The organism is Sphingobacterium sp. SGR-19 (genome assembly GCF_011043555.1).
Taxonomy (GTDB): domain Bacteria; phylum Bacteroidota; class Bacteroidia; order Sphingobacteriales; family Sphingobacteriaceae; genus Sphingobacterium.
Genome location: NZ_JAAKGS010000002.1, coordinates 20127 through 35646, shown reverse-complemented (window position 1 = coordinate 35646; position 15520 = coordinate 20127). Strand labels below are relative to the sequence as shown.

Here is a 15520-nt window from a genome sequence, read left to right as displayed (position 1 = left end):
ACAATGATGAAATACTACAAATTATTCTCTTTGTTATCTTTGTTTATCGTCTTGGTTATGGGAGCGTGTAAAGATGACATTGCACAAGGAATCGAAGATAAAATAATAACGGAAATTAAGGTTACCCACATCAACATCCCATTAGTATACAATATTTCCATGACCCAGCCCGAAGATATCCGCATCAAAGGCAGGAAGTTTGAAGAAGAAGACATCATCTCCTTTGTACCGAAAAGCGGACAAGGAGAGACCATCGAGCTTAGTATATCCAACATCGATGAAGATGAGATTGTGTTAGCTTATTCCGACCTATTAAAAGATGGAGACTACGAGGTTCGTATACGCCGCGGTGAACTCAATCAGCTTTTAGGTAAAACCAATGTCAACCATGTATTTAACACCGACATCCCCGATAAGGAGGGTATGACTATCAAGGGGACAGTGTTCAGTGCTGGTAATGGTGTTGCCAATGTGGTCGTATCAGACGGTATAGAAGTGGCTAAAACGGATGAAAATGGTGTATACTATTTGTCTTCTCAGAAGAAAAACGGTCAAGTCTTTATTTCTGTTCCTTCCAATTATGAAGTAGCCGTCCAGAATGGCATACCGCAGTTTTTCAAAAACCTCAGCGGAATTACTTCGGATGCTGAGATAAAAGACTTTGAACTTTCAGCTGTTAACAACGAAAATAACGCGGTTGCTTTTCTTGCGGACATCCATCTTGCCAACCGAAACAATGATATAGCCCAATTCCAAGATGGTTTTATTAAGGATATCAATAAAACGTATGAATATTATAAAAATCAAGATAAGAAGTTCTATGGCTTAACATTAGGTGACCAATCGTGGGACGCCTATTGGTATGCAAACAACTTTAAATTGGCAGAATATCTGAACTTAGTAAAAGAATTAGATTTCCCGGTCTATAATGTTATAGGAAACCACGATTACGATCCCTACGTCAGCCTCAATGACTGGCTAGCAGCAGCACCTTATCGTAACCTTATGGGACCAACATATTACTCCGTCAATATAGGAAAGGTACACTACGTTATCTTGGACAATGTTGTGTATAAAAATACCGGCGGTATCCCTGGAACTATCGGGGCAAGAGACTATGATGGCGTTCTTGATCAAGCACAGATCGACTGGCTGAAAAAAGATTTAGCCCAGATTACTGACAAGAGCACCCCAGTAGTAGTGGCAATGCATGTTCCATTATACTCGAGCCCCGATGCAAATGGAAATTACAACAATTACATGCAAAACTCTCCAGAGCTTGTTAGTGTACTTTCTGGGTTTAGCAACGTAAAAGTATTGACAGGGCATTCCCACATTAACTACCGTATCACGCCAACCGGCTCTAACGTTTCGGAACACAATATCGGTGCGGTAAGCGCAACTTGGTGGTGGACCGGAAGAGACGGTTACGCCGGCAACCATATATGTAAAGACGGCAGTCCAGGAGGATATGCCGTATGGACAAACGAGGGACGTAACCAGCAATGGCACTACAAAAGCATTGGTTATGAAAAAGATTATCAATTTAGGTCGTATGATTTAAATACCGTACATATTACAGCAGCTGCACATACACCTAATGCAAATGCCACATTTAAAGAAAAAGTTCCTGGAATAGCTGGAGAATATGCCACCAAAAGAGATGACAATCAGGTGTTAGTAAACGTTTGGGGATACCAAGACAATTGGAAGATTACAGTAAAGGAAAACGGAAATATATTGCCTTATACACGTGTTCGTAAAAAAGATCCGTTGCATATTATTTCCTATGACCTACAGCGTGTCAATGTCAATGCCGATCCGACAAGCGCGTTCTCTACCACAAATACGGCACATTTATTCTTAGTCAAAGCATCAAGTGCAACTTCTACGCTAGAAATTAGCGTAGAAGATGAGTTCGGCAACGTCTACACCGAAACAATGGAACGACCTAAAACATTTAACTATACCATGCGCTAAGGGTGCAAAAAGACTACCCTTATCCCTTTGGAAGAGGCTGTCCATCAAACATGTGAGACAGCCTCTTTTTTTTGTCCCTATTCAAACATATAGATCAATAACATCACATTTTAATAACCTCTGTTTAACATTAATTTAACACATCATCCTTAGTATTGCAGCGTTCAAATATCCATTTTCTATCATGATGTTGTTACATTCATTTTTTTATCCTCTCCTACGTCTTTCGTTTTGCTACGGTTTTATTATATATATTTACGTTTTATTTGCTCCGGCAACTTTTTATTTTTAATATTGTCTTAACAGCTATCTATTTTTTATACTAAATGTTGATACATTAAACGACTTATAATAAACAATTGCTAAAACAAACTATTAAATAGCATGTTCAATTAGAAAGGCGCGAACCTTTCATCAGGTTTCGTTTCCGAAAACAGCAATAAACCGAGTTGGACAGATATTTAATAGACTGATCAAGCTAAATCACTAAAAAAGAATATGATGAGAACTTTACTCTACGGAAGAGCAAAATGCTTCCATATGATTTCGAGGAGAAATTGTATGTTACAGTTAACTGCATTCTTATTATTCACTCCCTTCGGGCCGGCGGAGGCAAATAATACTACACGAACGCATATTAGCCAACAAAATCAAGAACAAGTGACTGTACAAGGAACAGTTCGTGATCAAGAAACTGGTTCACCGCTATCTGGCGTGACCATCTCTAGCCAGGGAAGGTCGTTAGGCGCGACTAACGAGTCGGGTGCTTTCTCTATCCAAGTAAACCGGGGGGCAAATGTTACATTCGCTTTAATCGGGTATAATTCCCACTCCGAACAGATCAATAATGGCGGGGCGCGTACGATACAGTTGACCACCAGTTCGCGAGAAGTGGAGGAAGTTGTTGTAACGGCATTGGGCATTGAAAGAGAGGCCAAAGGGTTAGGTTACGCAGTATCAACCGTTAAAGGCGATGAATTAACAAATGCTGTCAGCAATAATTGGAGCGATGGATTGAAAGGAAAGGTTGCAGGGTTGAATTTGACACAAGCCAGCTCAGGTCCGATAAACTCCACACGTATCAATTTAAGAGGCGATCGTTCCTTGTCGGGAAATAACGAGGCTTTGATTGTTATTGATGGTATCCCGATGGTCAACGGTCAACTCAGTTCAGGTGTTAACGACGCCTACGGTGTAGGTGGAGCTGACGTCCCTGTAGATTTCGGAAATGGATTAAGTGATCTGAATCCCGACGATATCGAATCTATCACTGTATTGAAGGGTGCCGCAGCAACAGCCCTTTATGGAAGTAGGGCTGGAAATGGCGCATTGATTGTAACAACTAAATCAGGTACCACAAGAAAAGGACTAGGCATCAGCGTTAACTCCAACACCAGTTTCAACGATGTCTTGCGCTGGCCGGAGTACCAATATGAATATGGACAAGGCACTAATCAGCGAAATGCCGACGGCGAATTATTCTATTCCTATCAACCATCGGACGACGGCCCCAATACCGGTAGCACCTCGAGTGCATTCGGACCAAAGTTTAATGGACAGTCTTACTTTCAATATGACCCGACCACCGGTGAACAATCTACTGATCGGCTTCCTTGGGTTCCATACAAGGACAATATTAAAGGCTTCTGGAGAACAGGATTCACCGCCATGAACAGTGTTGCCATTGAAGCCGGAACAGATAAATACACAGGACGGTTTTCTTTGGGACACACCAAAAACGAATGGATCATGCCAAATACCGGCTTTGAACGTGTTGTCGCCGCTGTTAATAACAGATTTGAGGTGACAGATAAACTGTCAGTTTCTTCCAGAATCTCCTACACAAATAAATTCAGCGATAATTTACCGGCGACAGGCTATAATAACCAGTCGATTGCTTATTTCATGATATTCCAGAACCCTAATATTGACCTCGACGTTTACAGGCCAAAATGGCAACCCGGCATGGAACAGATACAACAAATACATCCCTTTAGCTCCTTCATTGATAACCCTTTTATTATTGCCTACGATATGACCAACGGCTTAAAAAGCCACAATATGGATGGTAATGTTCAATTGAATTATAAATTCAACGAAAAATGGGACGCCATGATACGTAGCGGACTCAACTACCGTCAGGACTTTCGGGATATGAAGCGTCCGTGGAGTACTGCACAGTTTGCAAAAGGTTATTATAAAGAGCAGGATGCTATGTGGATGGAACTCAATACTGATTTCTTGGTAAACTATCGTGAACAATTGACGGACAGGATATCGATGACACTTGGCGCTGGTGGTAACATACGAAAAGAAGAAGCAAAGTCTACCAGCACATCAGCAACTGGTCTGATTAGCCCCGGCATCTTTAAACTATCTAATGCGCAAAACAATTTATACGTACAGCCTTTTCAGATGCAAAAACAGGTAAATGGGCTTTACGGTTTAGCTAACTTCTCGTTCGACGACAAGATATTTGTAGATCTAACCGCACGAAACGATTGGTCCTCCACATTACCGAAAGGCAATAATTCGTATTTTTATCCATCCATCAGTACCAGTTTCGTGTTATCGGACATCTTTAGTTTGCCACAAGCTGTATCCTTCGCCAAACTGAGGGTATCTTTTGCACAGGTAGGAAGCGATACGGAAGCCTATCGTTTAGCCAAGGTATTTGGTCAGAGCATCTTCCCCGGTTCTGTAACCGCTCCGGGCACGAGAAATAATCCTGATTTGAAACCGGAAATCTCCAATTCATTTGAATCAGGAATTAATTTCTCCTTGTTTAATAATCGCTTAACTGCGGATGTCAACTATTATCACAATACAACTATCAACCAAGTATTGGAAGTACCTGTCGATATCACAACGGGATACAGCTATGCTTTTATCAATGGTGGGAAAATCCAGAATAATGGATTAGAAATCATGCTAACCGGTCGTCCCGTAAGAGGAGACTTCAGTTGGACACCGACAATCACGTGGGCAAAAAACAATAATAAGATATTGGAATTAAGCGATGAAATCGAAGGGCAGCAACAAATTATTATGACGAGCGGTACAGCATCTATCATTGCTGTAGAAGGAGGCGGCACGGGTGACATATGGGGTGCTGGTTTGGTCAGAAACGAAGAGGGCCAGGTAATCTTCGATGCGAGTTCGGGACATTCGTTGAGATCACCCGTAAAATACATAGGCAATGCCTATCCAGCTTGGCGCGGAGGATTCCACAACGAGTTTCGTTATAAAAACTTTATGCTCAGCGCCCTAATTGATGGTCAGTACGGAGGAATCGTATATTCACAAACACATCACAAAATGTCCGAACAAGGAAAATTGAAACACACCTTAAAAGGCCGCGATGAAGGCTATATTATCGGCGATGGTGTGGTGCAAAATGCAGACGGAAGCTACTCACCGAATACGAAACAAGTCGCGGTAAACTCATTCTATTCAGACTATTACCGTCGGGCAAATATAGAGACCAACAGTCTAGATGCTTCTTACTTGAAACTTAGAGAATTACGTTTCGAATATACATTTCCTGCTGCGTTTGCAGAAAGAATACGTCTGTCCGGTTTATCCGTTGCTTTGTATGGGCGTGAACTTCTGATGATTTCGAAGTTTCCTATATTCGATCCCGAAACGGCATCCTTAAATGGTGCAACTATTATGCCGGGCGTCGAAATGGGACAACTTCCGACTCCACGCACATTTGGTTTCAACTTAAACCTAACGCTATAAGATTACACCGCTTGTAAAACAGTATACATTATCAAAAATTTATTGTGATGAAAAACATTATTAAAACATATATACTTCCCGTCTTGCTTGGAACGTCTCTTACCGTAGTCTCCTGCAATCATTTTGAGGATATGAATATCGACCCCAACAACGTCGAAACGATAGCGCCAGGAAGTTTAATGGCTCCCCTACTTTACGATATGGGCACGTTCAGTAGCAATCGAAACTACGATTTTACCTGGCAGCTTATGCAGGTTGGTCTCCCCTACCCAGCAACTGCTTTGGGCGTGCATCGCTATGACATAACACCGACAGCGGGAAACGGAACATGGAATAAGGGCTATACTTGGCTTAGATCCATTCGGGAAATGGAACTAGCAGCAACGGATTCTGCCAGCTATATCTACCAAGCCGTTACCAAAACACTAAGAGCATACACAGCCGGCATGTTGACTGACGCATTCGGAGACATTCCTTTTACTGAAGCTATGAAGTACGACGAAGGTATTACTACACCCGTATTTGATGAACAGCAAGATATATATAATGCGCTGATAAGTGGTCTCGAAGAAGCTAACGAAATATATACTGAAACGGATACCAGCCGGATGGAAGGGAATGATATCCTCTACGGAACGAGTACAAAAAAATGGCAAAAGTTTAATAACTCTCTATTGATGCGTATGTTGTTGCGGACAAGCAAGAGGGCAGAAATGGACGCCTATAACCGACTGAGGGAAATCATCGAAGATCCGGAGAAATATCCTGTTTTCACAAATAATTCAGAAGCCGCTATATTGAAAATCAATGGCCTAAGCCCCTTTGAATATGCGTGGAACAGGCACCAAGATTATACCCTCAACGAAGTAAAAGCGGAATTCTTCGTGGACATGCTAAACGCGTACGGGGATCCGAGAAGACCGTTTTTTATGAGTAAGGCCACGGCTACAGACGGGACAGATCTCGGTTATAAAGGTATTCCAGCCGCACACGCCCCTACGGCTACTTTCCCTTTTACACCTAGCATTCCCAACTCTGACCTTATGGTACCCCGATCTCCCGGAACGGTCATCCATGAAATTATCATGTCGTATGCCGAAGTGGAATTTATAAAAAGCGAGGTATATCTACATTTCGGCGATTTAGATAAGGCGGAAGAAGCGTATAAGAAAGGAACCATAGCAGGTATTACCCAATGGGTGGGCATATCTTCGCCGGGCGACGCATACTTCGAGAATCCGTTAACTGCCTTTAATGGCACGTTGGAACGAATTATGAACCAAAAATACCTGGCATTGTACATGTGCGACTACCAGCAGTGGTTTGAATATCGGAGAACCGGCTTTCCTGTACTTCCAAAAACAGAGCATATGCTCCTCGACGGTGTAATACCCAAACGGTTTATGTATCATGATAGACTGCCAATAACCAATCCGGAGAACTACCGAATCGCAGTTGATAAATTGGAGCATGGAGATTCTCCATTATCTAAGGTCTGGTGGGAAAAATAAACATAAAAATAAAAATGAATAGAAGAAGTTTCTTAAAATCATCCGGACTACTTATTGGTGGACTTTATCTTTCGGGTAAAGCCTTCGCCGTTATATCGCCACAAGACAGAGGAAAGCTTATCAAAGGACGCATAAGAGCCCACCGAAGAAATATCGCTCATGCTGTCGTATCTGACGGATACAATGTGGCAGTGAGCGACAGAAGGGGAAGATATACGTTACAGCTACACAACAACGCTAAACATATTTTCTTATCGAATCCATCTGGTTATAACGTAAAAAGCGTAAATGGTTTCGCGGCTATCTATCGATTATCCAACAGTGGCTCGTATAATTTTGAACTTGAAAAAACGAACTATAACGACGATCACCACTATTTCCTCGCCCTAGGCGATCCACAGATACGGGATAAGGAAGACGCCCGGCAATTTAGGGAAGAATCACTTCCGGACATAGCACAATTTCTCACCTCCATGCCCCAGGAAAGGTTTCACGGTATCAGTTTGGGGGATTCCATCTGGGATAAACCAAAATTGTGGCAAGATTACAAAGAAACGATAGGCAAGGTAGATATTCCTTTCTTTCAGACGATCGGAAACCACGATAAACAGGAAGTAACAGCCGATGAACCAGATGACGCAGCCTTATTCAAGGAATTTTTTGGCCCCACCTATTATTCCTTTAATAGAGGGAAAGCACATTATGTAATATTGGATACTATCCGTTACACCAACATCAAAAAATATGATGGCCACATCAGTACTGAACAGCTCTCTTGGTTAGAAAAGAATCTGCAACATGTACCTAAAAACCACGTACTGATCATCAGTGTGCATATTCCTATATATAACAGTATCAAAAATCGGGATGAGCTGTACGCTCTTCTCGAAGGCTTTCAGCAGATACATGTGCTTTCCGGCCATACCCATCGGAACGCCAACCATGTTAACGGACATATATACGAACACACGCACGCTACGCTATGCGGTGCTTGGTGGACAGGCCCCATTTGCACAGACGGTACACCACGTGGATACGGTGTCTTTGAAGTAAACGGAACATCACTAAGTTGGTTTTATAAATCGATCGGTAAAGATCGCCATTACCAATTCCGTAGCAGTGTCCAAAAACTCAGCGGAGGCATGAACCGCATCATGGTAAATGTATGGAATTATGACCCTGCATGGAAAGTAAACTGGTTTGCCGATGGTATTGCCCAAGGTGAATTGGAACAAACGAAGGGTTTTGATGAACTGGCTGTTGCCCTGTATAAAGGTAAAGAGCTACCCAAAGAACGCAGAGGGTGGGTAGAACCCGGACGCACAGATCATCTATTTTACACACAAACCGATGCTAAAACAGTGAAGATTGTTGTCACTGACCGTTTTGGTAACGAATACACAGAGGATATTCAACTTACTTAACGGATATCGAAGCAAATTAACATGATCATCATACCCCACAGTACAATTGAACGATACAGAATTGCACTTCCCCTCCCTTAACACTGAATGTCGCATCCGGGTATTGTCTGAACTATGATTTATGTGCATTATCCCTAAATTAACAGGAGATGTCGCATCCGGATATTTGAAGTATGTAGAAATTCATTTCTTGCACTACACATTATTCAAATATCCGAAGCGACGATTTTTTTTGTTTCTTTTTTTGGGTAAAAAAAGAAAATAAAAATTATTATCAATAACCGTTTTGCTTTTAATAAGATATAGTTTATTTTTGCATTCCAAAATGTGGATGTATGAAACCATCTACTACAAATTGATTAATAATTATTTAGTCCCTATAATATGCCCAATATTGGTAAAATAGCGCAGATTATCGGCCCAGTAGTTGACGTCAACTTCGCCGACAATGACAATCTTCCTAAGATTTACGATGCCTTGTACATTGAAAAAGACAACGGTCAACGTATTGTTCTAGAAGTTCAACAACACTTAGGTGAGGATCGCGTTCGTACTATCGCGATGGATGCAACCGAAGGTTTGGTACGTGGAATGAAAGTGGTTGATACCGGCGCTCCGATTAAAATGCCTGTTGGCGAAGAAATCAAAGGCCGCGTATTTAACGTAGTTGGTGGTGCCATCGATGGTATCCAAGATTTGGACACAACAAACGGACGTCCTATCCACAACGAACCTCCAAAATTCGACGAACTTTCTACCGAAACGGAAGTGTTATTTACAGGCATTAAAGTTATTGACTTGTTAGAGCCTTATGCAAAAGGTGGTAAGATCGGTTTATTTGGTGGTGCTGGAGTAGGAAAAACGGTATTGATCCAGGAATTGATCAACAACATCGCTAAAGGACACGGTGGTCTTTCCGTTTTTGCAGGTGTCGGGGAACGCACGCGTGAAGGAAACGACTTATTGCGTGAAATGCTTGAATCAGGCATTATTAAATATGGTGAACACTTCATGGAAGGCATGGAAAAAGGCGAATGGCCTTTAGACAAGGTAGACAATGAACTGCTTAAAGATTCAAAATGTACCTTCGTTTTCGGTCAGATGAATGAGCCTCCTGGGGCACGTGCTCGTGTAGCATTATCCGGGCTTACGGTAGCGGAATATTTCCGTGACGGAGATGGACAGGGTCAAGGACGTGATGTACTTTTCTTCATCGACAATATCTTCCGTTTCACACAAGCGGGTTCTGAAGTATCCGCACTTTTAGGCCGTATGCCTTCAGCCGTAGGTTATCAACCAACGTTAGCAACAGAGATGGGTTTGATGCAAGAGCGTATCACTTCTACTAAAAACGGATCCATTACATCGGTACAAGCGGTATACGTACCTGCCGATGACTTAACTGACCCTGCGCCAGCGACAACTTTCGCCCACTTAGATGCAACAACCGTATTGTCACGTAAAATTGCCGAATTAGGTATCTACCCTGCGGTTGACCCATTGGATTCCACTTCTCGTATCTTATCCCCAGCAGTATTAGGTGACGAACACTACAATACCGCACAACGCGTAAAAGAAATTTTGCAACGCTATAAAGAACTTCAGGATATTATTGCTATCCTAGGTATGGATGAGCTATCAGAAGAAGATAAATTAACGGTTCACCGCGCGCGTCGTGTACAACGTTTCCTATCACAACCGTTCCACGTAGCGGAGCAATTTACAGGTCTAAAAGGTGTACTTGTTGACATCAAAGATACGATCAAAGGCTTCAATATGATTATCGATGGTGAGGTAGACGAATATCCAGAAGCGGCATTTAACTTGGTAGGTAGCATTGAGGAAGCTATCGAAAAAGGTAAAAAATTATTAGCAGAAGCCGTTTAATAGATGAGATAGAATGAGATTAACGATTATTACTCCCGATAAATTAGCATACGAAGGTGAGGCTACGGCGGTAACAGTACCTGGTAGCGCCGGTTCTTTTCAAATTTTGCAGGACCACGCTCCCATCGTATCTACTTTAGAAGATGGAAAAGTTATTATTCGGGATGCACAAGGCCAAACGGTTTTCGTCATTAAAGGTGGTGTTGTAGAAGCTAAAGACAATAATATTACTGTCCTAGCAGAAGGAATCGCGGAAGAATAATAGTTTAAAAAACACATACAATTATATAGCTCGCGGTCTAAACCTCGAGCTATTTTTTTTAAACTTTCCTCCTACTTTTGTCTATTTTAAGAAGAATTTCACTCTTTTTTAGCAACGAAGCAATTTCGAACGTCTATACCGATTTTAATTCTAGTCTATTAACATAAAAATATAAAAACAATATAAAACACAATAATAAAATAATATTCTGAAAACTTTAATATGACAGAATTATAAACTTTTTCAAAATACTTTGTTTTGCTATTGTAAAGAATTTTTAATAGCGCTAACTTGACCGTAGCGAAAACGGGAGGCCATAATATGCAGTATTATAATCAAGACACTTACATTTATTTGGATGGAGATTTTGTAAAAGCTACAGACGCTGGAATCGATCTATTCGGTCAATCACTGCATTATGGATACGGTGCTTTTGAAGGATTAAGAGCATACGGCACACACCATGGCACAAGAATTTTTAAAGCGGAAGAACATTTTGCACGTTTGCAGCGGTCATGTGAAGCCATCAACCTTCCGTATCATTGGAACAATCAAGTATTGATAGAAAAATCGTACGCTTTATTAGAGACGAATAATCTGCGATCTGCTTATATCCGTCCACTTGTATTTTCCGGTTCGAACATGCACCTTACTTCCGCAAAAGATGCGCATATTATGATTGCTGCATGGGAATGGGGCCCTTATTTAGGACAAAACCTACTTCGAGTCTGCACGTCCAAAATTCAACGTCTCCACCCCAAATCTTTTCAGATTGAAGCAAAAGTATCCGGTCAATATATCAATGCTATTTTGGCGTCGAGTGAGGCGATACGTGAAGGGTTTGACGAAGCACTTATGCTGGATCACGATGGTTTTTTAGCGCAAGCATCTAGCGAAAACTTATTTATAGAGAAAGACTTTAAGCTATACACCCCTCCGTTAGGGAATATATTCCCTGGTATTACGCGACGGACAGTCATTGAACTGTGCAGGAGTTTAAATATTGAAGTGATAGAAAAAAAGCTGACCGTTCAAGACGTTCACGAAGCAGACAGTGCCTTTTTGTGTGGTACCGCAGCCGAAATCATCGGCATTAAAGAAGTGGACGGCATTATGTATGAAGAAGACTGGGAGCACACCATTGGTGCTTCTATCCAAAGGAAATATAAAAAATTAGTTTTAGAAGAAGAGAATTATGAAGTCATCATCTGACATGAAAAGTGTAATGAACAAGTACAGTCGCATCTTTACACAAGATGAAACGCAACCTGCAGCAAAAGCCATGTTATATGGCATCGGACTTACAGACGCCGATATGGACAAAGCGCAAGTCGGTATTGCCTCTATGGGGTATGATGGAAATACCTGCAACATGCACTTGAATGACTTGGCCCAATTAGTAAAACAAGGTATTTGGAATAGTGATTTAGTCGGACTCACCTTTGGAACAATCGGCGTAAGCGATGGAATGAGCAATGGTACAGAAGGAATGCGCTATTCGTTGGTATCCCGTGATGTCATCGCAGACAGTATCGAAACAATCTGTGGTGGCCAATACTATGATGGTGTAGTCGCTATTCCGGGCTGCGATAAGAACATGCCAGGGGCCATTATGGCAATGGGCAGATTAAACCGTCCGGCTATTATGGTATACGGAGGAACAATTGCACCAGGCCATTATAAAGGCGAAGAATTAAATATTGTATCCGCTTTCGAAGCTTTGGGCAAAAAAATCGCGGGCACGATTTCGGATGAGGATTACGACGGTGTTATCCGTCATACTTGTCCTGGCGCAGGTGCTTGCGGCGGTATGTATACGGCGAATACCATGGCATCGGCTATTGAGGCCTTGGGCATGAGCTTGCCATATTCTTCTTCTAATCCGGCTATCTCAGAGGAGAAAAAGAAGGAATGTCTGGAGGTAGGAAAATATATGCATACGCTTTTGGAAAGAGATATCAAACCGACCGACATCATGACGCGCAAAGCTTTCGAAAATGCCATGCGTGTGATTGTGGTTATGGGTGGATCGACAAATGCAGTATTGCATTTTATCGCGATAGGTAAAGCAGTAGGTGTTGATATCACACCCGATGATTTCCAACGTATGTCTGACGAAACACCTGTATTAGCAGATTTTAAGCCATCGGGCAAATTTTTGATGCAAGATTTACAACAGTACGGTGGTACGCCTGCTGTCATGAAATATCTATTGGATGCAGGTCTATTACATGGAGACTGTTTAACCGTTACGGGAAAAACCATAGCAGAAAATCTAGCGGAGGTTAAATCTATTATGGCATACGATCAGCCGATTATACAGCCGTTGGATAACCCGATCAAGAAAACAGGACATTTGCAGATTCTTTACGGAAACTTAGCAGAACAAGGATCAGTAGCTAAAATATCGGGCAAGGAAGGAGAGAAATTTACAGGTCCTGCTCGCGTATTCGATGGAGAACAAGACTTAGCAAGAGGTGTTGCCTCAGGGCGCATTAAACCCGGCGATGTTGTCGTCATTAAAAATGAAGGGCCTAAAGGCGCTCCTGGCATGCCGGAGATGTTAAAACCGACCTCGTTGATTATCGGGGCCGGTCTTGGGAAATCCGTTGCTTTAATCACAGATGGTCGTTTCTCCGGTGGTACGCACGGCTTCGTCGTCGGCCATATCACACCGGAAGCTTACGAAGGCGGTCTTATCGGTCTTGTACAAGACGATGACATCATCGAAATCGATGCGGTAAACAACACTATTAACGTAAACCTATCGGATGAAGAAATTGCTTCCCGAAGGGCAAACTGGAAACAACCAGCATTAAAAGTAAACAAAGGTGTGTTGTATAAATACGCGAAAACAGTTGCCAATGCTTCACAAGGTTGTGTAACGGATCTTTAAAAAGAGTGTAGCGTAACAAGTGAAGAGTGAGAAGTAAAAAAGTACTAAAATCTAGATACTAAAGAAATATGAGTACACTGGAAAAAACACGATCAAAGCCACAGGAGTCTTCAGCGCCTAAAACCCAATTAAGTGGGTCTCAAGCTGTATTGGAAGCTTTGATTCAAGAAGGAGTAGATACCCTATTTGGCTATCCAGGGGGGGCGATTATGCCTATATATGACGCATTATACGATTACAATGATCGATTAAACCATATCTTGGTCCGTCATGAACAGGGAGGAATCCATGCTGCACAAGGCTATGCACGCACGTCTGGGCGTGTTGGTGTCGCATTTGCGACCAGTGGTCCTGGGGCGACAAATTTAGTGACGGGATTAGCGGATGCCATGATCGACAGTAATCCTATCGTGTGTATTACAGGACAAGTGTTTGCTTCGTTATTGGGAACAGATGCTTTTCAGGAAACAGACGTCATCAATATCACGACTCCGGTCACGAAATGGAACTATCAAGTTACCGATGCGACGGAAATTCCAAGCGTATTGGCAAAGGCATTCTATATAGCACAAACCGGACGTCCCGGCCCCGTTTTAATTGATATTACAAAAAACGCGCAAATACAGTTGTTTGATTACAAAGGCTACGAAAAGTGTGATCATGTCCGTAGTTACCGTCCCAAACCAATTGTGCGTAAGGAATATATAGAACAAGCAGCAGCGCTTATTAATAGCGCGAAAAAACCTTTTGTGTTGTTTGGACAAGGTATCATTTTAGGTAAGGCTGAGCAAGACTTAAAAAGCTTTATCGAAAAGGGCGGTTTTCCGGCAGCGACAACCGTCATGGGTTTAAGTGCACTGGAAACGGATCATCCATTGCATGTTGGTATGCTCGGCATGCACGGGAATTATGCGCCTAATGTCATGACCAATGAATGTGATGTGTTAATCGCTATCGGGATGCGTTTTGACGATCGTGTGACCGGTCGATTGGACAAATATGCCAAGCAGGCAAAAATCGTTCATTTAGATATTGATCCAGCCGAAATCGACAAAAATGTGGTAGCCACCGTACCCGTATGGGGCGATTGTAAGGAGACCCTTCCAATGTTAACGCAGCTGATCGAACCGCATGATCATAGCGCTTGGCTAGCTGAATTTCGCGAATTAGAAAAAAAGGAAGTTAAAGAAGTCATCCAAGATGAATTGAACCCCACATCGGATGTCATGACGATGGGCGAAGTGATCAAGGTCTTGAATGAATTGACTGGAGGTGATGCGGTTATTGTAACCGACGTAGGGCAGCATCAAATGGTCACTTGCCGTTATGCAAAATTCAATAAATCGAAGTCGAACGTTACTTCCGGAGGATTGGGAACAATGGGCTTTGGACTACCTGCGGCTATCGGCGCATGGTATGGCGCTCCAGAGCGCGACGTCATTGCTATCATCGGCGACGGCGGCATCCAGATGACCATCCAAGAACTGGGTACGATTATGCAATTTGGTGCAAAAGTCAAAATTCTCATCCTCAATAACGAGTTTTTAGGTATGGTACGTCAATGGCAGCAGCTGTTTAACGACAAACGTTATTCTTTTGTCAACATAACGAGCCCGGATTTCGTCGCTGTAGCAAAAGGCTATCACATTGAAGGAAATAAAATTTCTGAGCGTAAAGATCTACAAGCAGCATTAAAGACGATGCTTGACCATGACGGGTCTTACCTTTTGGAAGTTATGGTCGGTAAGGAAAACAATGTCTTCCCAATGGTCCCACAGGGTGCTTCTGTTTCGGAAATACGTTTAAAGTAAAAGCA

At 42.3% G+C, this 15520-nt stretch carries 9 protein-coding genes; all 9 read left to right on the top strand.

From position 1 onward, the window contains the following. The first annotated feature begins 3 nt into the window (after nucleotides 1-3). On the top strand, nucleotides 4-1980 hold the full coding sequence (locus tag G5B43_RS04170; protein ID WP_165293473.1) for a calcineurin-like phosphoesterase C-terminal domain-containing protein: 1977 nt from the start codon (nucleotides 4-6) through the stop codon (nucleotides 1978-1980). A 561-nt stretch (nucleotides 1981-2541) separates the two neighbouring features. Then, nucleotides 2542-5724, top strand: coding sequence for a SusC/RagA family TonB-linked outer membrane protein (locus G5B43_RS04165; protein WP_240904747.1), 3183 nt, complete (start codon nucleotides 2542-2544; stop codon nucleotides 5722-5724). Between the two features lie 47 nt (nucleotides 5725-5771). Then, complete coding sequence (locus G5B43_RS04160; protein ID WP_165293472.1) at nucleotides 5772-7235, top strand: SusD/RagB family nutrient-binding outer membrane lipoprotein; 1464 nt, start codon at nucleotides 5772-5774, stop codon at nucleotides 7233-7235. A gap of 14 nt (nucleotides 7236-7249) precedes the next feature. After that, nucleotides 7250-8659 carry a calcineurin-like phosphoesterase C-terminal domain-containing protein gene (locus tag G5B43_RS04155; protein ID WP_165293471.1) on the top strand — a complete coding sequence of 470 codons (1410 nt, stop codon included), beginning with the start codon at nucleotides 7250-7252 and terminating at the stop codon, nucleotides 8657-8659. A gap of 384 nt (nucleotides 8660-9043) precedes the next feature. Further along, nucleotides 9044-10546, top strand: a complete 1503-nt coding sequence (gene atpD / locus G5B43_RS04150) for a F0F1 ATP synthase subunit beta (protein ID WP_165293470.1) — start codon at nucleotides 9044-9046, stop codon at nucleotides 10544-10546. A gap of 13 nt (nucleotides 10547-10559) precedes the next feature. Then, nucleotides 10560-10808: an ATP synthase F1 subunit epsilon gene (atpC, locus tag G5B43_RS04145; RefSeq protein WP_165293469.1), complete on the top strand. Its 249-nt coding sequence runs from the start codon at nucleotides 10560-10562 to the stop codon at nucleotides 10806-10808. Nucleotides 10809-11129: 321 nt separating this feature from the next. Then, nucleotides 11130-12020, top strand: coding sequence for a branched-chain amino acid transaminase (locus tag G5B43_RS04140; RefSeq protein ID WP_165293468.1), 891 nt, complete (start codon nucleotides 11130-11132; stop codon nucleotides 12018-12020). After that, nucleotides 12004-13704 carry a dihydroxy-acid dehydratase gene (gene ilvD, locus G5B43_RS04135; protein WP_165293467.1) on the top strand — a complete coding sequence of 567 codons (1701 nt, stop codon included), beginning with the start codon at nucleotides 12004-12006 and terminating at the stop codon, nucleotides 13702-13704. Before G5B43_RS04140 ends, ilvD begins: the two co-directional genes overlap by 17 nt. Before the next feature lie 68 nt (nucleotides 13705-13772). Further along, nucleotides 13773-15515 (top strand): biosynthetic-type acetolactate synthase large subunit, encoded by a 1743-nt coding sequence (gene ilvB, locus G5B43_RS04130; RefSeq protein ID WP_165293466.1) that lies wholly within the window; start codon nucleotides 13773-13775, stop codon nucleotides 15513-15515. Nucleotides 15516-15520: the final 5 nt, after the last annotated feature.